Source organism: Mesorhizobium sp. C432A, from assembly GCF_030323145.1.
Taxonomy (GTDB): Bacteria; Pseudomonadota; Alphaproteobacteria; order Rhizobiales; family Rhizobiaceae; genus Mesorhizobium.
Map to the genome: position 1 here is coordinate 4,431,313 of NZ_CP100470.1, position 26,958 is coordinate 4,458,270.

Sequence of the window (26,958 nt, forward strand, 5' to 3'; positions counted from 1 at the left end):
AGAAATCGGGCATGGCTCAACCTGCCTCGATGGCCAGTTTCTGCGATGCCTACAGTTTGGCGGGCGACTCGGCCTTGGCTGTCGGCGGAAGCAAACAGTTGTCGGGCTTGGGTGAGGTTTTGCAAATAGCGGGGCCAGTTAGCGCCTCCACCGACTCCGGCCCGGTTGTCAGCCCGACTTTGAGCATCATGTCGGGCTCGAGCTGACGCTCGACCGAGCCTATCGCGGCGAACAGAGCTGGGTCCATCTCCATCTCCTCCAGGTAGGCTTTAACCAACTGCGTCTGTCCCCTCGAGGACATGCTGAGCCTCGCCTTGGGATCGACCAGCCTTTTGGCGCCGGCGGCAAGCATGAGCGCGCAGGCCGAATCGCACTCCACTCCAAAATCGCTAATCAGCCCGACATAGGCACCGTTATCGGCCAAGCAGCCTGCCTCGGGCGGGTCGCAGCCGACGATAGTGGTGCGAGCGACGGCGACGTCGAGCTTCCGTTCATGGATAAGCCTTCCCGCGGCCAGAGCGCTGAACAGGCTGCCCCCCTGTGAGCTGATCACCACCGGCAGCCGCCGGTTGCCAAGGGTGTCGAGCAACTGGCGCAACTTTTGCGGGGTCTGAGGCGTCATCGCGCCTTCCGCCGAGATCCATTCCGGGCTATCGGGATTGCAGAGCGAGTCTCTGCCGCGAACGACAACGAAGCGCATATCTGGCGTCGAATTCCCTGGCGCTGCCTGCAACGGCTTGGGAGCTGGAGCCTTGGCCGCCTGAGAAAGTGGGGGGCCGGTCTTTGCCTTGATCGCAGCCACCACGGCCGGCTTGGCCACGGGCGTTTGTCCGCCGGCTGGCTTGTTTCCCGGTATTTCCCGGCAGTTCGGAGCCGGCGGGTCGAACATGCACAGACTTGCTCTGGTAAACAGGTCCAGAGTGTCCGTGCTGGTCGCCAGTTTCATCGTCAGCATATCGTGGAGGCCGATCTGCCTGATGTCGCTCGCCGGCGTCGCCTTCATCAAGTCCAGCACGCCCTGCCCGATACCCATCTCTCGGAGATAGGCCGAGATCTTTCTCGCGTACCCCTTGCTCATCTCATAGGTCTTGTAGCTTTCACCTTGAGTGACCGTTTGCGTGGTGACCCGATATTTTTTGCCCCGTTTGACGCGATATGTGGTCCGGTAGTGCGTGGTGGAGGGGAACCAGGTGGTCGTGATCTGGTGAACACCCAGATAGTTCCAGCCGCCGGCCACGCGGCGGACGCCACCGGCAAACATCAGCGGACAGGCGGAGTTGCAGCTGGCGCCATCAGACGCCCGGCCGAGATAGGCGGAACCTTTGCCGTAACTAAAACCACAACCATCCGTCCCGGGCCAACAGTCGGAAAACTCGGTCTTGCCTACGGCGATATCGAGCTTGTTCTTGCGGATTATCCGGCCAAGTTCGAGCGCTGCATTGACGTTGCCGCCAAAGGAATTGACGATAATCGGCAGTTTGCGACCGCCTAGCTTCTTCAAGGTGCGCTTGAGCAGGGCTGGCGTGCCGGCTGCGATGTCGCCTTCGGCGGAGATCCACTCCGGACAATTGGGCTCGCAGCCCGGTGCGTTGCTGCGCGCGACGACAAACTTCATCTCCGAGCGATCCTCGGACCATATCGTCGGATCATTCGTCGGATAGGGCACTCCCTGCAGAGGGAGCAATGTCTGCCATGTCCGGGGGGCGGCATCCTCGGCCTTCGCGGCGAAGGCAGCCATCGCCATCGCGGCCACCGTCGCCAGCCGAACCAGCCCGCGCCGCCACCTTGCAGCATTGTCTGAACGGTGTCCCCAAACCACGCCCGGCAAACCCCTCAATGCAATCCATAATAGTTGCGGCGACGGTGCTTGCAATAGCTTTGACCAACCGTGCAATACTTGTGCCGCGCAACGCCGGAAACAAAAAGGCAGCCCCAAAGACCGCCCTCTCCTGGTCGATCCGGCTGATATCAGTTCGACTATTTCTCGATGGTGACGACGATGCCGGCAGCGACGGTGCGGGGCCCTTCACGGAACGCGAAGCAAGGCGTCTCTTTCATGCGATAGGCACGATCAGCCATTGGACGACGGCACCACGCGGCAATTCTCAGGTTTCGGCGCCGATCTGCAGATGCTGGACCCCGTCAGCGCATCCACCGACTGGCGCCCGGTCGTCAGGCCGACCTCCAGCATCATGTCGGGTTCGAGCTGACGCTCGACCGAACTGCCCTGGAGCGCCCGGAACAAAGCGGGGCTGATCGCCATCTCGTCGAGGTAGGATTTGACCGCCTGCTTCTGCCCCATCAGATAGAGGCTGAGCCGCGCCTGGGAACCGACAAGCCGCCTGGCGCCACCGGCCAGCATGAGCGCGCAGGCCGAATCGCAGTCGCCGTCGCCATCGACGCTCAGCCCGGCATAGGCGCCTTCCCTGGCCAGGCAATTCCACTCTGCCGGGTCGCAGCCGACGAAATCGGTGCGGGCAACGGCAACGTCGAGCTTCTTTTCATGGATGATCCGGCCCGCCGCCAGGGCGCCGGAGAGGTCGCCGCCTCGCGAGCTGATCACCACCGGCAGCCGCCGGTTGCCAAGCGTGGCGAGCAATTGGCTGAGTTTCTGCGGCGTCTGGGGCGTAATCGCGCCTTGCGCTGCAATCCATTCCGGGCAGTCGGGATTGCAGAGCGGGTTGCTGCCACGAACCACGACAAAGCGCATGCCGTCATCGTGCGGCGCGCTCTCCGGCTTCAGCGGCAGCGGCGCAGCCTTTGCCACGTCCGGCAGGCCGCCGGCTGGCTTGTTCGCCGGTATTTCCCGGCAATTCGGAGCCGGAAGGTTCAGCCTGCACAGGCTTGCGCTGGTCAGCAAATCTGCAGCGTCGTCGCTGGTGACCAGCTTCATTGTCAGCATGTCGCTGAGGTCGATCTGCTGGATGTCGCTGGCCGGCGTGCTCTTCATCGTCTCGATGATGCTGAGGTCGACACCCATCTCCTTGAAATAGGCGGACAGCTTGCGCTCCACCCCCTTGCTCATCTCGTAGGTCTTGTAGCTGCCGGTGTTCTTGCGGCTGACGACCTTCTTGCTGATGACCCGCTTCTTGCCTTTCACGATCCGGTAGCGGACCTGATATTGCACGTTCATCTGCACGATCGTGGTGGTGATCTGGTGGACGCCGAGATAGGCCAGCGGCCCGACCAGGCGCCTGGTGCCGCCGGCCAGCATCATTGGACAAGCGGATGCGCAATAGCTGCCGAGCACATAGGGGCTGCCGATATAGTGCGCGCCTCTGGCGTCGTTCTCCTTGCAGTTTTTCACCCCTGGCTCGCAGCCGACGAACCAGGTCCTGCCGACCGCGATGTCGAGCTTGTTCTTGCGTATCATCCGGCCCATGGCGATGGCTGCATCGACATCGCCGCCGGGAGAGTTGATGACGATCGGCAATTTGCGGCCGCCGAGCGTTTTCAGGGCAGCCTTGAGCAGCGCCGGCGACTTGGCCGATATCGCACCCTCGGCCGATATCCATTCCGGACAGCTCGGCTCACAGCCCGCCGCGTCGCTGCGCACGACGACGAACCGCATCGGCGGATCCGGATCCGGCTCTGAATTTTTTGTCTCGGCCGCCAAGGCGGCAGTGCCCATGGCAAACATCGACACCAGGCAGATCAGCCCCAGTGCCCACCATGACCGACTATGCAAACGGTGCTGTGGAACCATCCGACCAAGCCCTCAATCAATCTATACTGTAGAGGCTCACAGACTTGCAACAGAGATTGGGACCCCAAAACAGGCACATCTGGCCAACGAAAAAGGGCGGCCCGAGGGCCGCCCCTATCCGTTTCGATCCGGCGATGCCGGGCTCGATTACTCTTTGATGGTGACGACGATGCCGGCACCGACGGTGCGGCCGCCTTCACGGATGGCGAAGCGCAGCTTCTCTTCCATGGCGATCGGCACGATCAGCTCGACATCGACGGTGATGTTGTCGCCGGGCATAACCATTTCCGTGCCTTCCGGCAGCGACACGATGCCGGTCACGTCGGTCGTGCGGAAGTAGAACTGCGGACGGTAGTTGGTGAAGAACGGCGTGTGACGGCCACCTTCGTCCTTGGTCAGGATGTAGGCTTCGGCCACGAACTTCTTGTGCGGCTTCACCGTACCGGGCTTGGCCAGAACCTGGCCGCGCTCGACACCTTCACGATCAACGCCGCGCAGCAGCGCGCCGATGTTGTCGCCGGCCTGGCCCTGGTCGAGCAGCTTGCGGAACATCTCGACGCCCGTGCAGGTCGTCTTGGTCGTCGGACGGATGCCGATGATTTCCAGTTCCTCGCCGACCTTGACGATGCCGCGCTCGACGCGGCCGGTCACGACCGTGCCACGGCCCGAGATCGAGAACACGTCTTCGATCGGCATCAGGAACGGCTTGTCCAGCGGACGAACAGGCGTCGGGATATAGGCATCGACCGCAGCCATCAACTCGCGGATCGCATCTTCGCCGATGGTCTTGTTGGAATCTTCCAGAGCAGCCAGCGCCGAACCCTTGACGATCGGAATGTCGTCGCCGGGGAACTCGTTCTTCGACAGAAGCTCGCGAACCTCGAGCTCGACCAGTTCGAGCAGCTCGGCATCGTCGACCTGGTCGACCTTGTTCAGGAACACCACGATCGACGGCACGCCGACCTGACGGGCAAGCAGGATGTGCTCGCGGGTCTGCGGCATCGGGCCGTCGGCGGCCGACACCACCAGGATCGCGCCGTCCATCTGCGCAGCGCCCGTGATCATGTTCTTCACATAGTCGGCGTGGCCGGGGCAGTCGACATGGGCGTAGTGGCGCGCTGCCGTCTCGTATTCGACGTGCGCCGTCGAAATCGTGATGCCGCGGGCCTTCTCTTCGGGCGCCGCATCGATCTGGTCGTAGCGCTTGTACTCGCCAAAATACTTCGTGATCGCCGCCGTCAGCGACGTCTTGCCATGATCGACATGGCCAATCGTGCCAATGTTCACATGAGGCTTGTTACGCTCGAATTTACCTTTTGCCATAGTCTCTTTCCTTGGACGGCCTTGACCTTCAGTTCAGTCGAATGCGGGGCGATTAGCGACTACGGCCGAAAAACACAAGTGCCTTGTGGCCGGGTGCGCTGTCCACTCGGTCTCAACCGATGATCCGATTGCGGGATGTGGCGCTGATATAGGAACGCGCGAGCGGAAATGAAATGGGGGCTGCGGGCTCCAGCACCTGTTTGCTATTCCCGCCCATGTCCTGTCCCGCCCATGTCCTGGCCTTTGCCTGCCGGATGTGCAGCCGGCGCCTGGCCCATTGCCGCTACGGCGGCGGTCTGATTTGGTTGCCCCATGCAATTCATACCGACCTCCATACGCGGCCCGCTGTTCATGATCGTTTCGACGGGGTCGTACCTCGTCAACGACACGATGATGAAACTCGCGACCGCGGGCTTGCCGTCCTATGAAGTGCTGTTCCTGCGCGGGGTCGCGGCCACGCTATGGGGCATGCCGCTGCTGTTCCTGCTGGGCTATGGCAGGCAGATTCCATTGATCTTCGACAAACGCGTGCTGCGCCGCAACCTGCTCGAGCTGGCGGCCATCCTTTGCTACGTCGTGGCGCTGGCCAACATGCAGATCGCCGATTCGACCGCGCTCGGGCAGATCACCCCGCTTTTGATGCTGGTCGGCTCCTCCATCCTGTTCGGCGAACGGATCGGCGGCGTGCGCATGGCGCTGATCGGGCTCGGCTTCATCGGTGCGCTCATGGTGGCCCAGCCGACCATGCAGGGCATCTCGGTCTATGCGTTGCTGGCGCTCGGCAACGCGGCATTGGCGGCGGCGCGCGATCTTGCCGGCAGGCGGGTCGCGGCCGAGGTGCCGGGCATGATCGTCGCCATTTCCGCCGTTGTGGTGGTGCTGATCGGCGCGGGCGCCGCGCATCTCGTTTCCGAGCGCTGGGTCATGCCGGAAGCCCGGCACCTGCTGCTCATGGCCGGCGCCGGATTCTTCCTGATCTTCGGCCATTTCTTCATCTTCATGGCCTATCGCGTCGGTCCGACCGGCGTGGTGGCGCCGTTCTACTACTGCTTCACCGTCTGGGCGGTCATCTCAGGCGTTCTGGTGTTCGGCCAGTTCCCGAATGCCCTGGCGGTCTGCGGCATCCTGCTGGTGGTCGCGAGCGGGCTGACCATCGTCTCGCTTGATGAACGCAAGCGCAGGCTGACCGTCGTCGCCTGACCTTCAAGTCAACGCGTCGAAGCAGGTTTGGCCGACCTGCGGTCGGCCAGTCGGCAGACTGGCGCCTAAAGCGTTCGCTTGCCGGAGAACTGGTGATAGGCCCACAGCACGACCACCGCGCCGATGATGGCGACGATCGGGCTCCAGATGTTGAGGCCGGTCACACCCGTGGCGCCAAAGGCGCTGAAGATCAGCCCTCCGACGATGGCGCCGACAATGCCGAGCACGATATCCATGATCAGGCCCTGGCCGGTCTTGTTGACGATCTTGCTGCCGATAAAGCCGGCGATGACGCCGAGGATGATCCAGCTGATAATGCCCATTTTTCCTCTCCATTCCCCGCCCGCCGATCATGGTCACATGATTGTCAAAAGCTCAAGCCAACTTGAAATTCCGCCCGCATGGTCCATTGTAGCCGGCGGGACGGGCTTGGTCGTTATGGAGGATTGACCTATGGGACTTTTTGACAACGCCGTGCCCGGCGGCAACATCACCAAACCGCTGATGATCGCGCTCGGCGCGCTGCTGGTGGGAAAGATGCTGAGCGGCAGAAGCGCCGAACAGACGAGTGCCGAAGAGACGGGCGAGCCCGCCCAGCCTCAAACGCCAGCCCCCACCGGAACCACGGCCTCAGGCGACGGCGGCCTGCTTGGCGGACTGGGCGGACTGCTCGACAAGCTCAAGAATGCCGGCCAAGGCAATGTTGCTGACTCATGGGTCGGCACCGGGCAGAACCAGCCGATCAACGCCAATGATCTGGGCAAGGCGATCGGCCCGCAGGTCATTCGAGAGATCGCGCAAAGGACCGGACTGGACGAGCAGGAGTTGCTCAAGCAATTGTCCACAGCCCTGCCCGGCATTGTCGACAGACTGACGCCGAACGGACAGGTGCCGCAGCAACACCAGGTCGCGTCCGCTTTCAACAGCTAGACTTCTGCGCCTGCATCACGCGCAAACACGCCCGGCACCGCCTTGCGGCTGTCGGGCGTTGCTCCGACCAGCGCGGCGAACCGCCTGGCAGTCGACGCATCGACCGGCGTGTAGACGGAAACCGAGAAATCACTGTCGCGGCCGCCCGGCTGCAGCGTGGCGAAATCGAAGGACATCGCGCCGGCGACAGGGTGCCGGATGGATTTCCGCCAGATCGGTGGCTCGGCGATGTCGCGGCTGTTCCAGCACGTGGCGAACGCTTCGCTTGCCGCTTCCAGTGACGAAACCAGCGCAGCCAGCACCGGATCGCGAGTCATGGCGACAGTGGCAAGCCGGAACTGCGCCGCCGCCGAGCGCGAAACCTCCGGCCAGTCGACAAAGCGCTGCCGCCATTCCAGGTCGAGAAACAGCCGGGCGAGCAGGCTGCCGGACCACTCATCATCCGTCTCGAAATCCCCAAGCAGCACCGCCGCCGGATGGTTACAGGCGACGACCTGCCAGTAGCGATTGACGACATATGCCGGGTGCGGCGCCAGCCCGTCGAGCAGGCTGAGCAACGGCGCGCTGGGCAGGCCTTGCGCGCCGAGCCGGTTTCGCCAATCGAGATCGGGCCGCGCCAATTGGAAAAGATAGGCCTGCTCCGACCGGCTCAGTCTCAGCACCCGCGCCAGCGAGCGAAGCACCTGCGGCGACGCGTTCACCTCCCGTCCCTGCTCGAGCCAGGTGTACCAGGTGGTGCTGATCCCCGCCTCGGCGGCGACCTCTTCGCGCCTGAGGCCCGGCGCCCGGCGGCGGCCATTGGCGCCATCGATCCGCGGCAAGCGGTCCCGCCGCTCGCGCAGGAAGCGGGCAAGCTCATCGTGCCGTGGGCCGTCGTATGGCATGCAGTCACCTCCGATACCAGTATAAGCTATAGTCTTGTACTACTTTAAAGGAAAGCTAGGTTGCGGGCGATCGAACATCAGCCCACGGGACTTCGACAATGAATGCGCTCAATGAAATCCGTCAGATCGACTACACCGTCATCTTCGCCCGCGACATGGCCGCCATGCGGCACTTCTACGGGGATGTGATGGAATTTGATCTGCAGCGCGAACTCGGCGACAGGTGGATCGAATATCGGGTCGGCCCGAACACGCTGGCCTTGACCAGCCTCGGCATGATGTTCAACGACACGCCGCAGCAGCGGGATGCGCTGTCGCTTCAGCTGGCATTCCGGGTGGCGCCGGAGATGGTGGCGGCCTGCGCCGAGGCGCTCCAGGCCAAGGGCGTGCAGCCGGTCCTGCCGCTCACCGACCAGGAATGGGGCCACAGGACAGTGTTCTTCCGCGATCCGGACGGCAACGTTGTCGAGATATTCGCTGAGATCTGATGCGGAGTGGGGAGTTTGGAGCGGGTAGCGGGAATCGAACCCGCATATTCAGCTTGGAAGGCTGCTGCTCTACCACTGAGCTATACCCGCATCGTCCTCAAGGTTCGCGGGCTGGCAGTGGTGGAGAGGGTTGGATTCGAACCAACGTAAGCTAAGCTAACGGATTTACAGTCCGTCCCCTTTAACCACTCGGGCACCTCTCCAGCCTGCCGTCGAAGCCTTGCAACGAGGCATTCTCGCCGATCAGGTCGAAACCAGGGTTTTGTCCGAAATCAGCGAAGCGCCTTATGGCGGCAAGGCCAGTGGGTGTCAACCGCACCCCAAGGCAAAATGCGCTGATTTTGACAGCTCACCCGGCAAGCCGGCTTTCTGCCTGTATCCATGGCCCGGCGACGCGGCTATAGAAGCCGGCCATGAGCAATGACAACACGCCCAAGACCGCCAAAGACACCCACTACGCCAAGCTGCGCCGCGCCCATCGCGACGAGAAGGCCGGCGGCGCGCCTGCCTTCCGGCCGCGCCAGCCGGTGCCGCCGGGCGAGAACGCCGCCGACGGGCTGGTGCGGCTTTATGGCCTGCACACGGTGCGCGCGGCGCTCGACAATCCGCGGCGGAAGATCCGTAACATGCTGGTGACGCGCAATGCCGCCGAGCGGCTGGCGATCGCCGACCTCGCCGCTTTGCCGTTCAAGGCCGAACTCGTCGAGCCCAAGGAGATCGACAAGATCACCGGTTCGGATGCCGTGCATCAGGGCGTGCTGATCGAAGCCGAACCGTTGAAGCCGAAACGCCTCGACACGCTCGGCGACACGAAACTGGTGCTGGTACTCGACCAGGTCACCGACCCGCACAATGTCGGCGCCATATTGCGCTCGGCGGTCGCCTTCGGCGCCGGCGCACTGATCACCACGGCCCGCCACAGCCCGCAGGAATCCGGCGTGCTGGCCAAATCCGCCTCCGGCGCACTGGAGCATATCGACCAGATCGAGGTGAAGAACCTGGCCGACGCGCTGGGACAGCTGCACGATGCCGGCTTCCAGACCATCGGCCTCGATTCGGACGGGCCGGCCGAACTCGAAACGGGTTTTTCAGGCGAGAAGATCGCGCTGGTGCTTGGCGCCGAAGGCAAGGGCCTGCGCCAGAAGACGCGCGAGACGGTGACCACGCTCGCCCGCCTCGACATGCCCGGCGCCATCCGCTCGCTCAACGTGTCGAATGCGGCGGCGGTGAGCCTTTATGCGGCACGGAAATTCCTTGGAGGGTGAATGGTGAAATAGTGAATGGAAAAGCGTTCTTACCGCAACTATTCACCATTCACTATTCACCCACTTCATGCCCCGCCATCCGCTCCAGCGCACGAACCAGCGCTGAGTGATCCTCTTTTGCCCCGCCATTCGCCGAGCATGAGTTGAACAGCTGCTGCGTCGTCGACGTATTGGGCAGCGAGACACCGAGTGCCTTGGCGCCTTCCAGCGCCAGATTGAGATCCTTCTGGTGCAGTTCGATGCGGAAGCCCGGCGCGAAGGCGCGCTTTATCATGCGCTCGCCATGCACTTCGAGGATGCGCGATGCCGCCAGCCCGCCCATCAGCGCCTGCCGGACCTTGGCGGGGTCGGCGCCGGCTTTTGAGGCAAAGACCAGCGCCTCGGCGATCGCCTCGATGGTCAGGGCCACGACGATCTGGTTGGCAACCTTGGTGGTCTGGCCGACGCCGTTCGGGCCGACAAGCGTGATGTTCTTGCCCATCTTTTCGAACACGGGCTTGGCGCGCTCGAACGCCTTGTCCTCGCCGCCGACCATGATGGTCAGCGACGCCGCCTTTGCGCCGACCTCGCCGCCCGACACCGGCGCGTCAAGATAGTCGCAGCCGAGATCGTTGATTTTCTTGGCGAAAACCTTGGTCTCGATCGGCGAGATCGAGCTCATGTCGATGACCAGCTTGCCCTTGCTCAGGCCGGAAGCGACACCGTTCTCGCCGAACAGCACCTCGGCTACCTGCGGGGTGTCGGGAACCATGGTGATGATGATATCCGCGGCCTTCGCCACTGCCGCGTGGCCGGTGATGCTTCTCAAGCCCTTGGCGACGAGATCGGCCGGCGGCTTCGAGCGGTGGTCGCTGGCAATGACGGCGTAGCCGGCATCCAGGAGATGCCCCGCCATCGGCGCGCCCATAATGCCAAGGCCGATGAAGCCGATGGTTTCCATTGTTTTCTCCTTTGTTGAGGCTGAGTTCCTTCGCGCCCCCTCTGGCCTGCCGGCCATCTCCCCCACGAGGGGGGAGATTGGCAGTTTCGGCGCCTCGCTCACCCTGCAATGTTGGGGAGCGAAAGCCGGGATGACGTCCGATCTCCCCCCTCGTGGGGGAGATGTCCGGCAGGACAGAGGGGGCGCGAAGGAACGCGAGTTCGACTGCGCCTAAGCCGCGGCACTCCCCTGCCCGTTAAGCTCCCGAAACCACCCCAGCCCAGCCTCCGTCCCCGCCTTCGGTTTGTATTCCGCTCCAACCCAGCCGGCATAACCGATCCTGTCGATATGCTCGTAGAGGAAGGGATAATTGATCTCGCCCGTCCCCGGCTCGTGACGGCCGGGATTGTCCGCAAGCTGGATATGCGCGATGCGGCCGAGGTTGGCCTCGATGGTACGGGCGAGATCCCCCTCCATGATCTGCATGTGATAGATGTCGTATTGCAGGAACAGGTTCTTCGAACCGACGCGCTCGATCAGCGCCAGCGCCTGCTCCGAATAGTTCAGGAAAAAACCCGGTATGTCGCGCGTGTTGATCGGCTCGATCAAAAGCCGGATGCCGGCCTGCTCCAGTTTCTCGGCTGCAAACGCGAGGTTCTCGGCTAAAGTATTTTCCAGCACCGAACGATCCACGCCCTGCGGCGCGATGCCGGCGAGGCAATTGACCTGCTCGCAGCCGAGCGCATGGGCATAGCTGATCGCCTTGGCGATGCCTTGCCGGAATTCCGGCGCGCGGTCGGGCAAAACCGCGATGCCGCGCTCGCCCTTGCCCCAGTCGCCGGCCGGGAGGTTGAACAGCACCTGTGTCAGGCCGTTCTTCTTCAGCCGGGCCGCGACCACGTCAGGCGTATGATCATAGGGGCCGATATATTCGACGCCCTTGAAGCCGGCGCGGGCTGCGGCATCGAAGCGATCGAGGAACTCATGCTCGCCAAAGAGCATCGACAGATTGGCTGAAAAACGCGGCATTCTTTTTCTCCTTCTTCTGCTTGGCCCTAGGCGTGTTGAGATTCAGGTCAGGCAGAGTCGAAAACGGTGACTTTCGAGAACCGGAGCGGAACGTACTTTCTGTACGTGAGCACCGGAAGCGCAGGAAGGCGCCGTTTGCAGGCCTGTCTCACCTGAATATCGGCGCGCCTAATCGAGCAACACAATCGCCGTCGGCGCATCCTCCTGGCTTTCGGCAAGGTCCTCGAATTCGGTGATCTTGTCGATTTCCGTGCCCATGGAAATGTTGGTGACGCGCTCGAGGATGAATTCGAGCACCACCGGCACCTGGTATTCCTTCATCAGCCGCTGCGCTTCCTTGAACGCGCCGGCGAACTCTTCCGGTTTGCGCACCCGGACCGCCTTGCAGCCCATTGCTTCTGCGACCGCGACATGGTCGACGCCGTAGCCGGCCTCCGGATCGTTGGCGCGGTTGACGTTCTCGAAGGCCAGGCTCACCTCGAAATCCATCGCAAAACCGCGCTGCGCCTGGCGGATCAGGCCGAGATAGGCATTGTTCACGACGACATGGATATACGGCAGTTTGTGCTGTGCGCCGGCCGCCAGTTCCTCGATCATGAACTGGAAGTCGTAGTCGCCCGACAGCGCCACGATGGTGCGATCCGGATCGGCGGCGCGCACGCCAAGCGCTGCCGGCAGCGTCCAGCCGAGCGGGCCGGCCTGGCCGCAATTGATCCAGTTGCGCGGCTTGTAGACATGCAGGAACTGCGCCCCGGCGATCTGCGAGAGGCCGATCGTGGTGACGTAGGTGGTGTCACGGCCGAACGCCTTGTTCATCTCCTCATAGACGCGCTGCGGCTTCAGCGGCACCTGCTCGAAATGCGTCTTGCGCTTCATCGTCTTCTTGCGGGTCTGGCATTCCTTCGCCCAGCCCGACCAGTCGCGCAGCTTTCCTGCCGTCTTCCATTCGGTGGCGACGTCGAGCAGCATCTTCAGTGCCGCACCGGCGTCCGAGACGACGCCGAGATCCGGCGCGAACACCCGGCCGATCTGGGTCGGTTCGATGTCGACATGGATGAATTTCTTGCCCTTGGTGTAGACATCGACCGAACCGGTGTGGCGGTTGGCCCAGCGATTGCCGATGCCAAAGACGAAATCGGCTTCCAGCATGGTCGCATTGCCGTAGCGGTGCGAGGTCTGCAGCCCGCACATGCCGGCCATCAGCCGGTGATCGTCGGGGATCGTGCCCCAGCCCATCAATGTCGGTATGACCGGCACGCCCGTTATCTCGGCGAATTCGATCAACAGATCCGACGCATCGGCGTTGATGATGCCGCCGCCGGCGACGATCAGCGGCTTTTCCGCGGCATTGAGCATCGCCAAGGCCTTTTCGGCCTGGGCGCGCGACATTGCCGGCTTGAACGGGACAAGCGGCACGTAGGCATCGATATCGAATTCGATCTCGGCCAGTTGCACATCGACCGGCAGGTCGATCAGCACCGGACCAGGCCGCGACGAGCGCATCAGGTGAAACGCCTTCTGCAGCGCCATCGGCACGAGATAGGGCTCCATGACCGTGACCGCCCATTTGGCGACGGGTACGGCTATGGCGGCGATATCGACCGCCTGGAAATCCTCCTTGTTGAGCCGTGCCCGCGGCGCCTGACCGGTGATGCACAGGATCGGGATGGAGTCCGCCGCCGCCGAATAAAGCCCGGTGATCATGTCGGTACCGGCGGGGCCGGATGTGCCGATGCAAAGCCCGATATTGCCCGCCTTGGCCCTCGTATAACCTTCGGCCATGTGCGAGGCCGCCTCGACATGCCGCGCCAGGATGTGGCGGATCGAGCCCCTCGCCTTCAGCGCCGAATAGAACGGATTGATCGCCGCGCCCGGCACGCCGAAGCCGCAGGAAATGCCTTCCTTTTCAAGAACGAGAACCGCTGCATCGACAGCGCGCATCCTGGCCATGTCCAGCCTCCTCAAGATTGTTGGTTGGTTGACAATGCCAGTGTCGTTTTCATTTTTCAATTTTTTCAGAATAATTTTTCATTTCGAGAAAACCCCTTCTATACACTGATTCCACTGGCTTTTTCGTTTTCCATGAATCCGGCCATCAAAATCGATGAAAAAGTTTTTCATTGCGATTTCGGCGAAACCGGCGACAATGCCGCCATGGAAACCAGCGAAAAACGCCAGCGCGGCCGGCCGCGCGCTTTCAACGGTCCGTCCGAGGCCGGTTCTGTACAGTCGCTGGACCGGGCCTTGCGCATCCTGGCCATCGTCGCTGAAGGCAGTGGCCTGTCGCTGAGCGAGATTTCGGCGCGTAGCGAGCTCGCGGCGTCCACCGCCTACCGCATGCTGACGACGCTGCAGAACCACGGCATGGTCGAGTTCGATACATCGGACCAGCTGTGGTCGATCGGCGTCGAGACCTACCGCATGGGTGCCGCCTTCCTGCGCCGCCGCAAGCTTGTCGACAGGGCCCGCGTGGTCATGCAGGAATTGATGGAGAAGACCGGTGAAACCGCCAATCTCGGCGTCGCCGAGGACGATTGCGTCGTTTTCGTCAGCCAGGTCGAGACCCATCAGGCGATCCGCGCCTTCTTCCGTCCGGGCACGCGCAGCTCCTTCCATGCCTCGGGCATCGGCAAGGCGGTGCTGGCGCAGCTCGAGCCGGAACGCGTCGCCGCCATCCTGCGCAAGTCGGGCCTGCAGCGCTTCACCGACAAGACGCTGTCCGACATTTCGGCGCTGGCCCATGACCTGGCTGTCATCAAGCACCGCGGCTGGTCGGTCGACGACGAGGAGCGGCATCCCGGCATGCGCTGCGTGGCCGCCGCCATTTTCAACGAGTTCGGCGAGCCGATCGGCGGTGTCTCGGTCTCCGGACCGACGGTGCGGGTGACGATGGAGCGGCTGGACGAGATCGGGCCGCTGGTGCGCGACGCCGCCGCTGAGGTGACGAGGATGATCGGCGGGTTCCGATTATAATGCGGAGAACGCTTCAGCTTTTGCTCGCCGCTTCACTGTGCGGATGCGTGGCGACGGCGCCCGAGCCCGCCCCTGTCTCCCAGCAAGTCAGCGAGATTCCGATCTCGCTCGCTTTGGAGGAGACAATCACGATCGGCATTCGCCAGCATTTGCAGGATCCTGTATCCGCCAAATTCGGGACGATGCGTGCCGGCGAGCGAACGCTCGACGGCCGCCGCGAAATCCTGGTCTGCGGCCATGTCGCTGCAAAGACGTCGTCCGGTGGTCATACAACAGGCCAACCGTTCGCCGCCAAGATCTATCCGGATGAAGGAAGCAGCTTCGAACTCATCGCCATGGGCGATCAATCGCAGAATGCGAGTGTTGCCCGCATCTGCCGTGCAGCGGGATTGCCGATCTCCGAACCGTAGCCCGCACCGCGGCGCGCTCAAATCAGGAAGGAGGGGCTGCGTACAGCCCCTCCTTTCCGTGTGGGGGTGCCTCCTCTTAAAGGCGGCAATAGTGGCGGTAGCCGTCATAGCCGACATAGGTGTCGGAGTACGGATCGTAACTGGCGTAGCGGTTGGCGCAGCGGCGGACGTGCCAGGAGCCACCCTCGTCGTCGACATAGACGGTGCGGGGCTGCTGGTTGAGCAGGCTGCCGAGCACGAACCCGCCGACGCCGGCGGCGATGCCGATGCCGATTTCGCGGTTGTGGTGATGGCTGTGGGCGGCCGACGGCTGGACGGTGCCGACCAGCGAGGTGGCGGCGACGGTGCTGGCGATGAGGGCAGAAGCGATTTTGCGCGTGAACATGACGATCTCCTTGTTTCGTTGCGAGAGGCGATCCATCCGCCTCTTGATCATCTGTCGTTTCGGCGCGGAAAAAGGTTCGAAAGAAATTTTGGATTTTCTTGAAGGCTGGAATCAGCCGATGGAAACCATGATCTGATCGATCGAGAGCTCAACGCAAAAAAGGGCGGCTGAAGCCGCCCTTTCCGCGAGGCAGGTCGTCTCGCTCAAAGGAAGATGATCACCTTCCCGTGGTGATGATGATGCTTGTGGTGATGATGCTTGTGGTGATGATGCTTGTGGTGATGGTTCCACCACCACCAGGGCTTGTCGTGGTGCTTGTGATGGTGGTGATGATGGCCGTGAGCGGAGGACGACTGGACGGTACCGGCGAGCGCGCCGTTGGCGAGGAAGATGGCGACCAGGCCCGAAGTAAGAATGCGCTTCAACATGATGATCTCCTTGATCGAGGCGATCATTCGCCTCTGGAGATCAGTTGCGGTGACGTGGTGAAAGGTTCGAAGGCTTTGGGTGAATTGTGAATAGTCAATGGTCCGAAAGGCGTTTGCCCATTCACCATTCATCCCATCCCAGTCACATGCCGCAGCCAAAACGCCATCGCGATAAAACCGACGATGGCGGCGATGCCGGTCCAGTCGATATTGGCGGCCTTCACGTCCCTGATGAGCTTCACCGCAAGCAGCCAGGCAATGACGACAAGCGGCAGGATGATGACAAGTCTGATCATGCGACACCCCGTTCGATGCGTTTGCACCTGAGAGATATGTAGGGATCGCATTGGCGGTTTTCAGCATGGCGGCCCGCCCACCTCGGCGGCGTCCATCAGCGATCGAAAACGGAGTTTTGTCTTTACTGGCGCACCAAATATGCTAACCGGAGCGCCGTGCCCTTGTAGCTCAGCTGGTAGAGCAGCGGTTTTGTAAACCGAAGGTCGGCGGTTCGATTCCGTCCGGGGGCACCACCCCTTCGCTCTTCGAGCTTCGGGTGGCAGGCCACCCAAAGCTCGTTAGACGAAGGAGGACTGCCGACGGTTCTATTCGGCGGAGCTGGCAGCACGACATCAGGCCAACTCGCAGCCGTCGGACCTTCTAGGAAAATGTCGCGGCCTGTATGGCCGCCGTATCGCCGAACGTGTTTCTCACCCTGACCGACCTGTATACATAGGCGGCCCAGATCCCTGTGACTATGAAGGATGCCAAAGGTGTAACCAGAGCCCCTCCGGCAAGCAAACGGTTTACCGGGACACCAAGCACAATCGATATCCAAACTGCGTCCAGTATGAACAAGAGAGGGATCGCAAACCACAGACATATGAACAGCTGCGGGAAGCGGTGGCTTCGCCGCAGCATCGAAACAAGCACGACCAGCTGAAGCACCAGAAATGCCAGATTGAGGGCTGCCTCGCCATAGATGGCCAAGGCCCCGTTGGGCACTGTAACAAGCTGTTGGTAGGTTTTGACCAGACTGGCCATATCGACAAGTGTGCGCAACGGCGAAAGGGACAGACTGATCGCCAGCAGGATCAGGCAGCCGCCGAACCCCACGAGGTCATCTGGGCTCTGTGAGGATTTGCGCGACGACCGGACGGCGAAGAAAACCGGCACACCAATCAGCAACAGAAGTATCAGCCAATGCCACATCTACCCACCCTCGAATGCATCCTTAGGTTGTTTAAATCGCACCTCTGGATTGTGCAAGCATTTTTACAGAGATCAAGGCATCGTAGAGATTTTCGGGTTTAGGTTTGCAGAGGACGCTTTCCGTCGCTCGCAATGGCCGCATCTCACCCCAAGTCAAAATGCCGCGGAAAGGCCTGGTGCAGCAGGAGCAGCATGGTCTTGCGCAGCACGTCGGTGTCGCGGCTGGACGGGTTGAGATGGTCCCAATACCAGGCGCCGTGAACCAGATAATTCAGGCTCTCCGACAGCGTGTCTATGTCGACGCCGGTGTAACCGCCGCTGCGCGAAATCTCGATCAGCAGTTCGCGCGCTTCGGCCGTGTAGGCGAGATCGCTGGGCAGGCCTATCTCGTTGTAGAGCTGCATGCTCTTGCGGTCGCTGGAGAACACGACGAAGACCGACACCCAATTCGGATGCTGGCGGGCAAAGCGTTGCGCGCAATCGACCGCGCCCAAGACCCGCTCGACCGGCGACAGGCCGGGCGCCCGCACCAGCGTCAGCCACAGCGCGTCATATTGGTCGCTGAGATATTGCAGGACGGCCCGGAACAGGTTCTCCTTGCTGCGAAAATGAAAGACCACCAGTGCGTTGGACGAGCCGACATGCCCGGCAATGCGCTGCATGGTGACGCTGGCCAGCCCCTCCTCCGCGATGAGCTCGATGGTGGCGTCGATGATGCGCTGGACGCTCGCTTCGCCGCGCTCGCGCCGGCGGTCCTTGGGCGCGGCGTCGTTCGTCGCACCCTTGGCCGCCTTGCTTTTTCCCGCATCCGGAGTGGCTATGCGTTGCGCCATTGTCGTCAGGCCTTTCCCCGGCGGCCGAAACATCCCGCCGCTGCCTTGGCATGCCGGCGCCCTGCGGACTCACAGCGCCGGGCGTGTCCCGGCATTCGTGTACCACTGACCACGAGCCGTCTCATAGGCCATACCCGCCCGGAACACGTCAGCGTCGCTATAGGTGCGGCCGACAATCTGGATGCCTGTCGGCACGCCGTTGGCGGCGCGGCCCGACGGGATCGACAGAACCGGGCAGCGGCTCAGCATGTTGAACGGCGTCGTCATCACCCAGCCCAGCGACGGGTTCACCTCTCGTCCATTGATCTCGACCTTGCCTTTGGTCTGATCGAATTCCGCCGGCACTGCGGGAAGCGCATTGGTCGGGCAGATCAGCACATCGTATTTTTCCAGCAACGGCCCCAGCGTCTGGTACATCCTGGCCGCCACGTCCAACGTTGCGACAAAGTCCGTGGCCTTCGACTTCTGGCCGTCCTGCGCAAACTGCCTGGCATAGCTGGTCATGTCCTTGCCGTGCTTGGCGAGCAGCGGCGACAGCGAGGCGCCGAAGAGATGTTCGAGATAGGCCATGCCGGCCTTGAGCACCTCGTCGCCCCAGCCGAGGTCCACCTCCTCGACGGTGGCGCCGAGCGAGCGGAACACATCGCAGGCAGCGAGCGTGTTCTTGCGCACGTACGCATCCACCTCGAAGGACCCGAGATCCATGGAGAATGCGATCTTCCAACCCTTGATCGGCTTGTAGTCGAGCGGCAGGCGCAGTTTCGGGCGCAGCGTGGCGATGTCGAGCGGGCTCGGCCCGGCCATGACGTTCTGCAGCAGGATCGCATCCCCGACGTTTCGGGCCAAGGGCCCGGTGTGGCAGTAGAAATCGAGATTGAACGGCGGCTCATCGGGATTGCGGCCGTAAGGCGGCTTGAAACCGACCAGGCCGCAGGCCGAGGCAGGGATGCGGATTGAGCCCGCTATGTCCGAGCCGGTTGCGATCGACGACGTGCCGGAGGCCAGCGTTGCCGCCGAACCGCCCGACGAACCGCCCGGCGTGAAATCCGGGTTCCAGGGGTTGCGCGTGACGCCCCAGCGCTTCGACCAGGTATAACCGGCGCAGCTGAATTCGGGCGTCGCGGTGCGGGCGTGGACGATGCCGCCGGCCTTCATGACACGCTCGTTCATGGTCGAGGTATGGCCGCCAATGGCGTCCCCGGACAGCAGCGAGCCATGCGAGGTCGGCTTGCCCTTGATGTAGCTCTCGTCCTTGATGCCGATCGGCAGGCCCTCGAGCGCGCCGGTTCTGGCGCCCTTGGTGTATTTCGCCTCGGCTTTTCCGGCGAGAGCCATCGCCTCGTCGAAATGCGTGAAGGTAAGGCAATTGATCGTCGCCTTGGTCGCCTCGGCGCGGCGGATGGTGGCCTGCATCAGTTCCACAGGCGACAGTTTCTTCGCCTTGAACAGCCGCAACGCCTCGCTGGCCGGCATGTAGCAAAGGTCGAGATCGGACATCGAAAATCTCCCGCGGCGGCTTTACGGCATCTGGCATTGGGGATGGCCGAGCCGCGATGCGCAGCCCGATGTTGGTCAGCTTCGGCCGGCGGCGCTGCTATTTCTGCAGATCGGTCCAGATCCTGGTGTAGAGCGCCTGGACGTCGGCGGGACAGGCCGGCATGAATTGGCCCTTGTCGGCAAATTCGGCCGGAACATCCACTTCGGGCGCGCCCTTCATATCGGCCGGCAGGAAGGGCTCGGAGCCCTTGATGCCATTGGCGTAGTGCGCGAAGGCCGAGATCATCGCTGCATTCCTGGGGTCCATGATGAAATTCTGGAAGAGCTTGGCGTTCTCGACGTTCTTGGCATCCTTGAGCACCGCGACATTGTCCATCCAGATTGGAAAGCCCTCCTTGGGATAGCCGTAGACGATCTTGTCGTTCTCCAGCCGCTCGCGCAGCGATATGCCGTTCCAGTTGACGCCGGCGGCAATGTCGCCCCTGCCGAGACCGTCAACGGCAGCGTAATCGAGCGACAGCCATTTCGCTTTCGCCTCGATGAGCTTGTCATGCACCTTCTTCAAAAGCACCTTGTCGTCGGTGCAGTACTTGCCACCCTCATAGGCGATGGCGAGGAACATGATGTCTCCCATTTCGGGCACGACATTGATCTTGCCCACGAGTTCCGGCGGCGGATCGAGGAAAATCGCCGAGGTGTTCGGATCGCCCGCATAGACCGATTTGTTGACCGAGATGCCGGTCGTGCCCCATTGCCACGGCACCGAATATTTGCGGCCGGGGTCGAACGGCACGTCGACCCATCTCGGATCGACGTTTCTAAAGTTCTCCATCGTGTTGGGATCGGTTTCCAAGAGCAGGCCTTCGCTGATCCAGATCGGCATCACGCTGGCCGAGGGCACGACGATGTCATAGCCGGAAGCGCCCTGGCGGACCTTGGCCAGAGCCGTATCGTTGGAGTCGTAGTCGGTGACGGTAACCTTGACCTTGTAGGTTTCCTCGAACTTCTTGATCAGGTCCGGGCTGGTGTAGTTGCCCCAATTGTAGATTTGGAGTTCGCCCTCGGCGCGGGCAATGCCGGTCATCGCCAGCAGCGACAGGCCGAGCGCCGTGGCGGTCGATTTCAACTGCATGCTTGTGTCTCCCATTGTTGGGACCGGCGGGATTGCGCCTCGAGTCCCTAAGTTCCCTTCGTCCTGGTGATCATTCACCGGCGAATGCCGGCTGACCAACTCGGTATCTCGGGCAACGGTATTAATTACTAAACATACAGTCAATATCTTTTAGCGACACAACTGCATCATCGGCACCGGCAGTGCGCCGGCGAAGCCGACATGATATGGTCAAGGTTGGGCCATTGATGAATTGGGGCAAGCCGTGGCGTGAGCGCCGCAGCCTGCAGGGCTTGGATCACGGTCATGCGCCTTTTTCTGGCGGTCGTGCTGCTGATGACCATGGCGCTCTTCTCCGCTGCGCGCGGCGAAGAGCGGATAGCGCTGGTTGTCGCCAATCCGGCCTCTGAGGGCTCACCGGCAATCGCCAACGCCGACCTCAGTGCCGAACTCGTTGCAGCGACACTACGATCGCTTGGCTTCACCGTCCGGCAGGTGTCGGATGGCGACCGCGCCGATGTCGCGCGCGCCATGCATGATTTCGCCCAATCCCTGGCCAAACCGGACTCCGTCGGCATCTTCTACTATGTCGGCCACACCGCGCAGGCCAACGGCAGGAACTATTTACTGACGCGCGGCACCCGGATCGATTCAAAGGAAACGGTCGACCAGACGGCATTGCCCCTCGATCTGTTCATGCAGGCGCTCGAGGCAACCCCGACATTGAAGGTGGTTCTGCTCGACAATCCCGGCGATGGCCACAACCCTACTTCCGGCGTGATGCAGGGTCTGGCGGCGGTCGATCCCCTCACCCACGCCATCGTCGCTCTGTCGGCCAAACCCGGAACCGTTGCACTGGACGAAGCCCGCCCCGTCACCGTATTTGCCGATGCGCTCACCGCTGCGCTGGTCAAGCGCGGCGCGGACATAGCCATCATCCTCGCCTCGGTCAGGCAAACCACTATCGACAAAACGTCAGGCGCCCAGTGGCCATGGATGGCATATGGCCGCTCGGCAGACGCTGCCTTTGTGCTGACGCCGGACCAGGTGGCCGGCGCGGCACCGGCGCTGCCGCTTGTGCCGGAACCGGCACCGCCGGCGATGGCGAGCGGCGGCTACATCTCCGGGAGTGGCGGTTGGGAGCCTGATGGCAGCGACTACGCCGATGGCAGCGGTCAGGAGCCCTACCCCATGGACGTTGTACGGGGCTCCGGCAGTCCCGATGCCGCGATGGGCGACAGCGCCAAGGAGGCGGCGCTCTACGAGGAATACAAACGCCAGGAACAGCAGCGCCAATTGCAGGAAGAGCAGGCTCGGCAACGATACGAAGAGGAAAAGCAACGTCTTGAAGACGCAGCTGTGGCCGCTGCCCAGAACAATCTCGGCGGGACCTATCCGCAGGATGGCGGAGCCACCGGCGCCGAACCGCCCCCCGATAAGGCAGGGATCCCCCCTGAGGACGGCATGACATCGGCCCCGCCACCCGCGACCGGCGCCGAAAGTCCGCCGGAGGCGCAGGCGCCACCGAAACCAGCGCCGCCGCCCATCGACCAGGCGCAAAGCCCTCCTTCCGGCGGCGCCCTTCCACAACCCGAGACGGGCGCTGTCGAGGTGGTGCGCCATCCAACCATCGATGCGCCGGATGAGATTGTCGCCGGCGAGACGGTGACCGTTTCGATCGCCCTTACCGAAGAGCAATTCACGCCCGAAGTGAAGGTGAAGGCAGCGCCGGGCTCGTCGGTGACGGAAGATGGCGCCCTGGCCATGGCGATGCCGGCGGGAACCGAGCAATGGCCGATCGATATCGATCTGTTCGCCTCCGGCTTCGATCTCGCTGACGGCGGCAAATGGAGCCGACGGACGACGCTCTACCGCCAGGGCGACAGCGACTTCGTCCGCTTCGACGTCAAGGCGCGGCCGATCGCCAAGGACAGCAAGCCGGCCCAGTTCATCGCGCGCATCTACAGCGCCGGGAGGTTCCTGGGATCGGCATCGCGGTCGGTTATCATTCGCCGCACCGCGCCTGTCGAGGCAGCCGCTCTGAGCGCCACAGCCGAACGCTCCGCAGCACCTGCCATGCTGATGCTGGCCGCAGCGGCGCCGCAGCCGGCGGTAACTGGCAATGTGACGCTCGGCGGCGCAGCCGGCGATGACGTCCCCGATCTCGACGTGACCATCCTCTATGACGATCCGAGCGGGCTGGGTTCGGGGCAGATCATCATCCATTCGCCGCATCTGGCCGGTCCGGTGACCGATACGTTCTCGACGCCACCTGAGATGGCGGCATGGCTGGACTCCGAATACCGCCGCCTGCTGCAGCTCGGATTGAGCCTGCGCGGCGCCGTTTCGCTGCAGCAGCCTGCCGCAAGCAGCGATACGGGGGCGCAAAAGCGCTTTGTCACGCTCGCCGCCGAAGGTTTTGGCGATGCGCTCTACCGCGACTATGTGCCGAAACCGTTCAAGGACGTGTTCTGGTCGCTGCGCGGCAAAGGCGAACTCCATTCGATCCAGATCACCTCGAACAGCCCGACGCTGCCCTGGGAATTGATCCGCCCGCGCAGCGCCGACGGCGCCGTCGCCGACGGTTTTCTCGGCATGGGCTACCGGCTGGCGCGCTGGGCTCCGCGCAGCAGTGCCTCACAGGTCGACAACCCGCTCGACCGCATGACCTTCACCGGCGTCGCGGCCGTCGCGCCCTCCTATCTCGACAAGCGCTCGCTGCGCTTTCAGCAGGACGAGATCGCGGCGCTGAGCAAGCTTTACGGCTACCGCCGCTTCGATGGCGATTTCACCCTCTTTCGAGAAACTGGTCGGTGAAGTCTCGACCGGTTTCATTCATTTCTCCGGTCATGGCGAGGTCAACCAGCCGAGCAGTGGCCGGCCGGTCTTTGCCATCGATCTCGTCGACCAGTCGCTCGACCCCGATACATGGGCCGCGCTGGTCGCGGCCGCGCATGGCAAGGGCAATCCGTTCTACTTTTTCAACGCCTGCGACACCGGCCGTTCGCAGATGCTCGGCGGCTTCGTGCAGGGCTGGGGTCCGGCAGTGCTGGCGGGCGGCGCTTCCGGCTTCATCGGCGGCATGTGGCCACTGACCGACCGCGCGGCAGCGGCCTTCTCGACCGATTTCTATGGCGGCATCAGCACGCGGATCAAGGACGGGCCGGTCTATCTGGCCGAGATCCTGCAGGATGTCCGCAGAGAATTCTACCAGACCGGCGATCCGACCTATCTCGCCTACACATTCTACGGCAACGCCAACCTGAGGATTGTCGCGCAGTAGGCGACGGATCGTCGTTGGCAGATTGGCTTCAGCCTACAACGCGTTTTGGGGGCATGGCACGCCGGCGCCGCCGCAGCGTGAGGCCATCGGCCTGGAGCTCATGTCTTCGGACTGCCGCACAAGCTCCGCAAAGAGAAGGGCGAAACTTCCCATCACAAGGAAGACGATAATCAGGCGTGTCACCGGCAATAGACAGGTCTCGACTGGCTAGCCCCCCAGCCACCCATCCTCTGTCGGCTAACATGATCGATCAGGCTTTACGAGTGTTTAAGCTCGCTCTTAACCATCACATTCGCCGTTCCGGCGACATGAAGCGCGAGCCGCCGATTTCGTTTCGCCGCGGCCGCAACTGGCCCGGACGATGCCTCCCTTTGCAGATGCGCTTGCCCATGCTACCCCACGCAACCGCCGCCGACCGCCATCGGCCGACCGCCATCGGAATGTCATGAGCAAAGCCAATCTCGCCTTCGTCTCCTCCGACACTGCCGATGCCAAGGCGGCGATGGAGAGCCTGTCGGCCCGCTATGGCCAGGCATCCTTCGACGACGCCCAGGTGGTGGTGGCGCTGGGTGGCGACGGCTTCCTGCTGCAGACCTTGCGCGACACGATGAGCACGGGAAAGAAGGTCTACGGTATGAACCGTGGCACCATCGGCTTCCTGATGAACGAGTACCGCGTCGGGGGCCTCACCGAGCGCATCGCGGCCGCCGTCGCCGAAACGATCCGCCCGCTGGAAATGCTGGCGTTGACGCATGAGGGCGAGACGGTTTCGGCACTCGCCATCAACGAGGTGGCGCTGTGGCGTCAGTCCTACCAGACGGCAAAGATCCGCATCACCGTCGACGAGCAGGTCCGCATCGAGGAACTGAACTGCGACGGCGTGATGATCGCGACGCCGGCCGGCTCCACCGCGTACAATCTTTCGGCGCACGGGCCGATCCTGCCGCTGGATGCGCCGTTGCTCGCGCTGACCCCGGTCAGCCCGTTCCGGCCGCGCCGTTGGCGGGGTGCCTTGTTGTCAAACAAGGCGACCGTACGCTTCGATATTCTGGAGTCGGAAAAGCGCCCGGTGAACACCGCCGCCGACCACACCGAGGTCAAGGCGGTGGCTTCCGTAACGGTCCGCGAATCGCCGACTGCGACGGCAACGCTGCTGTTTGATCCCAACCATTCGTGGAACGAACGCATTCTCGCCGAGCAGTTTCGCTATTGAGCCGGCGCAAAGAGTGACTACCTAATTAAGCATCGCGATTAAGCTTACGTTTTCACAATCGTGCCAATCCCGCCCGTTTCTGTTGACAAATCGCGGGCTTGCGCCTAATCGCAATACCAATCTTGCAGGCACGCTGTGCTTGCCGCGACGGATGCCGTTGCGCTTCCCCGAACCAGCCAAAGACAGCAACTCTTGTCCTCAGACACCACGACCGCTCTAGAAGCGTTGACCTTTTCAGACCTCGGCCTGTCGCCCAAGGTCCTTTCCGCAGTCACCGATGCGGGCTACACCGTGCCGACGCCGATCCAGGCTGGCGCCATCCCGCATGCCTTGCTCGGCAAGGATATTCTGGGCATAGCACAGACCGGCACCGGCAAGACGGCTTCCTTCGTGCTGCCGATGCTGACCCGCCTCGAAAAAGGCAGGGCCCGTGCCCGCATGCCGCGCACGCTGATCCTCGAGCCGACGCGCGAGCTCGCCGCGCAGGTCGAAGAGAATTTCATCAGATACGGCAAGAACCACAAGCTCAACATCGCGCTGCTGATCGGCGGCGTCTCCTTCGACGAGCAGGACAAGAAGCTGGAGCGCGGCGCCGACGTGCTGATCGCCACGCCCGGCCGTCTGCTCGATCACCGCGAGCGCGGCAAGCTGTTGCTCAACGGCGTCGAGATCCTCGTCATCGACGAGGCCGACCGCATGCTGGACATGGGCTTCATCCCCGACATCGAGCGCATCTGCGAGATGATCCCGTTCACCAGGCAGACGCTGTTCTTCTCAGCGACCATGCCGCCGGAGATCACCAAGCTCACCGAGAAGTTCCTGCATGCGCCGGTGCGCGTCGAGGTTTCCAAGGCGGCATCCGCTGCCACCAACATCATCCAGCGCCTGGTCAAGTCCGGCTCCAAGCCGTGGGACAAGCGCGAGACGCTTCGCAATCTGATAAAGGCCGAAGACGCCGAGCTGAAGAACGCTATCATTTTCTGCAACCGCAAGGTCGAGGTCGCGGAGCTGTTCCGCTCGCTGCTGAAGTATGATTTCGACGCCGGCGCCCTGCATGGCGACATGGACCAGCGCGCCCGCATGCAGATGCTGGCCAATTTCCGCGATGGCAAATTGCGCTATCTCGTGGCGTCCGACGTCGCCGCGCGCGGCCTCGACATTCCCGACGTCAGCCACGTCTTCAACTACGACGTGCCGATCCACGCCGAAGACTATGTCCACCGCATCGGCCGCACCGGCCGCGCCGGACGCTCGGGCAAATCCTTCACCATCGCCACCAAGTCCGACACCAAATACATCGACGCCATCGAGCGGCTGATCGGCAACAAGATCGAGTGGCATGACGGCGACCTGTCGACCGTGGTCGCCAGCGAAGGCGGCGAGGACGAAGCGCCCCGCCGTGGCCGTGGCGCTCCGCGCCGCGCCGGCCGCAAGGACGAGGACCGCAAGGCCCATGATCGCAAGGAGGGTGGCGAGCGCAAGCCGCGCGAACGCCATGCCAAGCGCAGCGACGACGCGCCAGCGGCAGATGCCGCGCGCGAGGAACAGCCGGTGGTAGCCGAGGCCGCGGTCGCCGACATCGGCGAACGGCATCAGCGCAAGGAAGCGATCCGCTCCGAAAACAGCGACCGCAAGGTCTCCGATCGCAACAACGAGAACCGCGCCCCGGAACGCGGCGACACAAGGCCGCAGCGCGCCAGCAACAGCCGCCCTGCCCGCGGCAACAACCGCGGTGAAGACAATGACGGCACCGTCGGCTTCGGCGACGACATGCCGGCCTTCATGAAGATCGTCGCCAAGGTCTGATTCCATGAGCCGCGGCGTCCCGAGGACGCGCGGCTTTCCTGGACGCGATTGGGATGCGAGATCTGG

Annotated in this window: 25 protein-coding genes and 3 tRNA genes; 11 read left to right on the top strand and 17 right to left on the bottom strand. The window is 62.8% G+C overall.

Annotation, left to right across the window (positions count from 1 at the left end):
* Positions 1–49: 49 nt before the first annotated feature.
* The 3 genes from NLY33_RS21615 to tuf all read right to left on the bottom strand — a co-directional run bounded on the left by NLY33_RS21615 (position 50) and on the right by tuf (position 5,029).
* Complete coding sequence (locus NLY33_RS21615; RefSeq protein ID WP_348528054.1) at positions 50–1,744, bottom strand: COG3904 family protein; 1,695 nt, start codon at positions 1,742–1,744, stop codon at positions 50–52.
* A 327-nt stretch (positions 1,745–2,071) separates the two neighbouring features.
* On the bottom strand, positions 2,072–3,706 hold the full coding sequence (locus tag NLY33_RS21620; RefSeq protein WP_023707184.1) for a COG3904 family protein: 1,635 nt from the start codon (positions 3,704–3,706) through the stop codon (positions 2,072–2,074).
* 147 nt (positions 3,707–3,853) lie between these two features.
* Positions 3,854–5,029 carry an elongation factor Tu gene (gene tuf, locus NLY33_RS21625; RefSeq protein WP_023723394.1) on the bottom strand — a complete coding sequence of 392 codons (1,176 nt, stop codon included), beginning with the start codon at positions 5,027–5,029 and terminating at the stop codon, positions 3,854–3,856.
* Between the two features lie 312 nt (positions 5,030–5,341).
* Here tuf and NLY33_RS21630 point away from each other — a divergent pair, with 312 nt between their 5' ends.
* The gene (locus tag NLY33_RS21630) at positions 5,342–6,229 is read left to right on the top strand and encodes a DMT family transporter (RefSeq protein ID WP_023681464.1); all 888 of its coding nucleotides are present in this window, start codon (positions 5,342–5,344) and stop codon (positions 6,227–6,229) included.
* Between the two features lie 65 nt (positions 6,230–6,294).
* Here NLY33_RS21630 and NLY33_RS21635 read toward each other — a convergent pair whose 3' ends face one another.
* Positions 6,295–6,552: a GlsB/YeaQ/YmgE family stress response membrane protein gene (locus NLY33_RS21635; protein ID WP_023708485.1), complete on the bottom strand. Its 258-nt coding sequence runs from the start codon at positions 6,550–6,552 to the stop codon at positions 6,295–6,297.
* A 130-nt stretch (positions 6,553–6,682) separates the two neighbouring features.
* Here NLY33_RS21635 and NLY33_RS21640 point away from each other — a divergent pair, with 130 nt between their 5' ends.
* A complete protein-coding gene (locus tag NLY33_RS21640) occupies positions 6,683–7,159 on the top strand; it encodes a YidB family protein (RefSeq protein ID WP_023667447.1) in 477 nt (158 codons plus the stop codon).
* Here the strand turns inward: NLY33_RS21640 and NLY33_RS21645 are convergent.
* On the bottom strand, positions 7,156–8,043 hold the full coding sequence (locus NLY33_RS21645; protein WP_023688410.1) for a helix-turn-helix transcriptional regulator: 888 nt from the start codon (positions 8,041–8,043) through the stop codon (positions 7,156–7,158). The two genes, NLY33_RS21640 and NLY33_RS21645, sit on opposite strands and share 4 nt — an antisense overlap.
* Before the next feature lie 98 nt (positions 8,044–8,141).
* Here NLY33_RS21645 and NLY33_RS21650 point away from each other — a divergent pair, with 98 nt between their 5' ends.
* A complete protein-coding gene (locus tag NLY33_RS21650; protein WP_023688409.1) occupies positions 8,142–8,531 on the top strand; it encodes a VOC family protein in 390 nt (129 codons plus the stop codon).
* 16 nt (positions 8,532–8,547) lie between these two features.
* On the opposite strand, the gene NLY33_RS21655 is transcribed toward NLY33_RS21650, so the two are convergent.
* Positions 8,548–8,621, bottom strand: a tRNA-Gly gene (locus NLY33_RS21655).
* A gap of 28 nt (positions 8,622–8,649) precedes the next feature.
* A tRNA-Tyr gene (locus NLY33_RS21660) sits at positions 8,650–8,734 on the bottom strand.
* A 210-nt stretch (positions 8,735–8,944) separates the two neighbouring features.
* Between NLY33_RS21660 and NLY33_RS21665 the strand changes: the two genes are divergently transcribed.
* The gene (locus NLY33_RS21665; protein WP_023691240.1) at positions 8,945–9,796 is read left to right on the top strand and encodes a TrmH family RNA methyltransferase; all 852 of its coding nucleotides are present in this window, start codon (positions 8,945–8,947) and stop codon (positions 9,794–9,796) included.
* 52 nt (positions 9,797–9,848) lie between these two features.
* On the opposite strand, the gene NLY33_RS21670 is transcribed toward NLY33_RS21665, so the two are convergent.
* The 3 genes from NLY33_RS21670 to gcl form a co-directional block, all read right to left on the bottom strand.
* On the bottom strand, positions 9,849–10,736 hold the full coding sequence (locus NLY33_RS21670; protein ID WP_023691239.1) for a 2-hydroxy-3-oxopropionate reductase: 888 nt from the start codon (positions 10,734–10,736) through the stop codon (positions 9,849–9,851).
* A gap of 210 nt (positions 10,737–10,946) precedes the next feature.
* A complete protein-coding gene (hyi, locus tag NLY33_RS21675) occupies positions 10,947–11,744 on the bottom strand; it encodes a hydroxypyruvate isomerase (protein WP_023706964.1) in 798 nt (265 codons plus the stop codon).
* A gap of 168 nt (positions 11,745–11,912) precedes the next feature.
* On the bottom strand, positions 11,913–13,694 hold the full coding sequence (gene gcl, locus NLY33_RS21680) for a glyoxylate carboligase (protein ID WP_023748777.1): 1,782 nt from the start codon (positions 13,692–13,694) through the stop codon (positions 11,913–11,915).
* A 204-nt stretch (positions 13,695–13,898) separates the two neighbouring features.
* On the opposite strand from gcl, the gene bhcR reads away from it, so the two are divergent.
* Positions 13,899–14,717 carry an HTH-type transcriptional regulator BhcR gene (gene bhcR, locus NLY33_RS21685; RefSeq protein WP_023681470.1) on the top strand — a complete coding sequence of 273 codons (819 nt, stop codon included), beginning with the start codon at positions 13,899–13,901 and terminating at the stop codon, positions 14,715–14,717.
* 47 nt (positions 14,718–14,764) lie between these two features.
* Positions 14,765–15,127, top strand: a complete 363-nt coding sequence (locus NLY33_RS21690) for a hypothetical protein (protein ID WP_245260572.1) — start codon at positions 14,765–14,767, stop codon at positions 15,125–15,127.
* Positions 15,128–15,203: 76 nt separating this feature from the next.
* Here the strand turns inward: NLY33_RS21690 and NLY33_RS21695 are convergent, their stop codons facing one another.
* The 3 genes from NLY33_RS21695 to NLY33_RS21705 form a co-directional block, all read right to left on the bottom strand.
* Positions 15,204–15,512, bottom strand: coding sequence for a BA14K family protein (locus NLY33_RS21695; RefSeq protein WP_023667455.1), 309 nt, complete (start codon positions 15,510–15,512; stop codon positions 15,204–15,206).
* 203 nt (positions 15,513–15,715) lie between these two features.
* Positions 15,716–15,940, bottom strand: a complete 225-nt coding sequence (locus tag NLY33_RS21700) for a hypothetical protein (RefSeq protein WP_023706969.1) — start codon at positions 15,938–15,940, stop codon at positions 15,716–15,718.
* Between the two features lie 128 nt (positions 15,941–16,068).
* On the bottom strand, positions 16,069–16,236 hold the full coding sequence (locus tag NLY33_RS21705) for a hypothetical protein (RefSeq protein WP_023706970.1): 168 nt from the start codon (positions 16,234–16,236) through the stop codon (positions 16,069–16,071).
* A 158-nt stretch (positions 16,237–16,394) separates the two neighbouring features.
* Between NLY33_RS21705 and NLY33_RS21710 the strand changes: the two genes are divergently transcribed.
* Positions 16,395–16,470 (top strand) — tRNA-Thr (locus NLY33_RS21710).
* A 127-nt stretch (positions 16,471–16,597) separates the two neighbouring features.
* Here the strand turns inward: NLY33_RS21710 and NLY33_RS21715 are convergent.
* From NLY33_RS21715 to NLY33_RS21730, 4 genes are all read right to left on the bottom strand, one after another.
* A complete protein-coding gene (locus NLY33_RS21715) occupies positions 16,598–17,149 on the bottom strand; it encodes a DUF2569 family protein (RefSeq protein WP_023708484.1) in 552 nt (183 codons plus the stop codon).
* A gap of 143 nt (positions 17,150–17,292) precedes the next feature.
* A complete protein-coding gene (locus NLY33_RS21720; RefSeq protein WP_023706998.1) occupies positions 17,293–17,982 on the bottom strand; it encodes a TetR/AcrR family transcriptional regulator in 690 nt (229 codons plus the stop codon).
* Positions 17,983–18,051: 69 nt separating this feature from the next.
* A complete protein-coding gene (locus NLY33_RS21725; RefSeq protein ID WP_023706999.1) occupies positions 18,052–19,479 on the bottom strand; it encodes an amidase in 1,428 nt (475 codons plus the stop codon).
* Between the two features lie 97 nt (positions 19,480–19,576).
* Positions 19,577–20,611: an extracellular solute-binding protein gene (locus NLY33_RS21730; protein ID WP_023707000.1), complete on the bottom strand. Its 1,035-nt coding sequence runs from the start codon at positions 20,609–20,611 to the stop codon at positions 19,577–19,579.
* 285 nt (positions 20,612–20,896) lie between these two features.
* Here NLY33_RS21730 and NLY33_RS21735 point away from each other — a divergent pair, with 285 nt between their 5' ends.
* The 4 genes from NLY33_RS21735 to NLY33_RS21750 all read left to right on the top strand — a co-directional run bounded on the left by NLY33_RS21735 (position 20,897) and on the right by NLY33_RS21750 (position 26,892).
* Positions 20,897–23,407, top strand: a complete 2,511-nt coding sequence (locus NLY33_RS21735; RefSeq protein ID WP_023707001.1) for a caspase family protein — start codon at positions 20,897–20,899, stop codon at positions 23,405–23,407.
* Entirely contained in the window at positions 23,370–23,873 is a 504-nt protein-coding gene (locus NLY33_RS21740; RefSeq protein ID WP_023707002.1) for a CHAT domain-containing protein, read from the top strand. Before NLY33_RS21735 ends, NLY33_RS21740 begins: the two co-directional genes overlap by 38 nt.
* A 445-nt stretch (positions 23,874–24,318) precedes the next feature.
* Entirely contained in the window at positions 24,319–25,086 is a 768-nt protein-coding gene (locus NLY33_RS21745) for an NAD kinase (protein ID WP_023681482.1), read from the top strand.
* 192 nt (positions 25,087–25,278) lie between these two features.
* Positions 25,279–26,892, top strand: a complete 1,614-nt coding sequence (locus NLY33_RS21750) for a DEAD/DEAH box helicase (protein WP_031196539.1) — start codon at positions 25,279–25,281, stop codon at positions 26,890–26,892.
* Positions 26,893–26,958 lie beyond the last annotated feature (66 nt).

Bases quoted from the DNA above. Each gene is read 5' to 3' on its own strand.
- NLY33_RS21615 (WP_348528054.1), bottom strand. From the start codon at position 1,744: ATGGCGATGGCTGCCTTCGCCGCGAAGGCCGAGGATGCCGCCCCCCGG.
- NLY33_RS21620 (WP_023707184.1), bottom strand. From the start codon at position 3,706: ATGGTTCCACAGCACCGTTTGCATAGTCGGTCATGGTGGGCACTGGGG.
- tuf (WP_023723394.1), bottom strand. From the start codon at position 5,029: ATGGCAAAAGGTAAATTCGAGCGTAACAAGCCTCATGTGAACATTGGC.
- NLY33_RS21630 (WP_023681464.1), top strand. From the start codon at position 5,342: ATGCAATTCATACCGACCTCCATACGCGGCCCGCTGTTCATGATCGTT.
- NLY33_RS21635 (WP_023708485.1), bottom strand. From the start codon at position 6,552: ATGGGCATTATCAGCTGGATCATCCTCGGCGTCATCGCCGGCTTTATC.
- NLY33_RS21640 (WP_023667447.1), top strand. From the start codon at position 6,683: ATGGGACTTTTTGACAACGCCGTGCCCGGCGGCAACATCACCAAACCG.
- NLY33_RS21645 (WP_023688410.1), bottom strand. From the start codon at position 8,043: ATGCCATACGACGGCCCACGGCACGATGAGCTTGCCCGCTTCCTGCGC.
- NLY33_RS21650 (WP_023688409.1), top strand. From the start codon at position 8,142: ATGAATGCGCTCAATGAAATCCGTCAGATCGACTACACCGTCATCTTC.
- NLY33_RS21665 (WP_023691240.1), top strand. From the start codon at position 8,945: ATGAGCAATGACAACACGCCCAAGACCGCCAAAGACACCCACTACGCC.
- NLY33_RS21670 (WP_023691239.1), bottom strand. From the start codon at position 10,736: ATGGAAACCATCGGCTTCATCGGCCTTGGCATTATGGGCGCGCCGATG.
- hyi (WP_023706964.1), bottom strand. From the start codon at position 11,744: ATGCCGCGTTTTTCAGCCAATCTGTCGATGCTCTTTGGCGAGCATGAG.
- gcl (WP_023748777.1), bottom strand. From the start codon at position 13,694: ATGGCCAGGATGCGCGCTGTCGATGCAGCGGTTCTCGTTCTTGAAAAG.
- bhcR (WP_023681470.1), top strand. From the start codon at position 13,899: ATGGAAACCAGCGAAAAACGCCAGCGCGGCCGGCCGCGCGCTTTCAAC.
- NLY33_RS21695 (WP_023667455.1), bottom strand. From the start codon at position 15,512: ATGTTCACGCGCAAAATCGCTTCTGCCCTCATCGCCAGCACCGTCGCC.
- NLY33_RS21700 (WP_023706969.1), bottom strand. From the start codon at position 15,940: ATGTTGAAGCGCATTCTTACTTCGGGCCTGGTCGCCATCTTCCTCGCC.
- NLY33_RS21705 (WP_023706970.1), bottom strand. From the start codon at position 16,236: ATGATCAGACTTGTCATCATCCTGCCGCTTGTCGTCATTGCCTGGCTG.
- NLY33_RS21715 (WP_023708484.1), bottom strand. From the start codon at position 17,149: ATGTGGCATTGGCTGATACTTCTGTTGCTGATTGGTGTGCCGGTTTTC.
- NLY33_RS21720 (WP_023706998.1), bottom strand. From the start codon at position 17,982: ATGGCGCAACGCATAGCCACTCCGGATGCGGGAAAAAGCAAGGCGGCC.
- NLY33_RS21725 (WP_023706999.1), bottom strand. From the start codon at position 19,479: ATGTCCGATCTCGACCTTTGCTACATGCCGGCCAGCGAGGCGTTGCGG.
- NLY33_RS21730 (WP_023707000.1), bottom strand. From the start codon at position 20,611: ATGCAGTTGAAATCGACCGCCACGGCGCTCGGCCTGTCGCTGCTGGCG.
- NLY33_RS21735 (WP_023707001.1), top strand. From the start codon at position 20,897: ATGCGCCTTTTTCTGGCGGTCGTGCTGCTGATGACCATGGCGCTCTTC.
- NLY33_RS21740 (WP_023707002.1), top strand. From the start codon at position 23,370: ATGGCGATTTCACCCTCTTTCGAGAAACTGGTCGGTGAAGTCTCGACC.
- NLY33_RS21745 (WP_023681482.1), top strand. From the start codon at position 24,319: ATGAGCAAAGCCAATCTCGCCTTCGTCTCCTCCGACACTGCCGATGCC.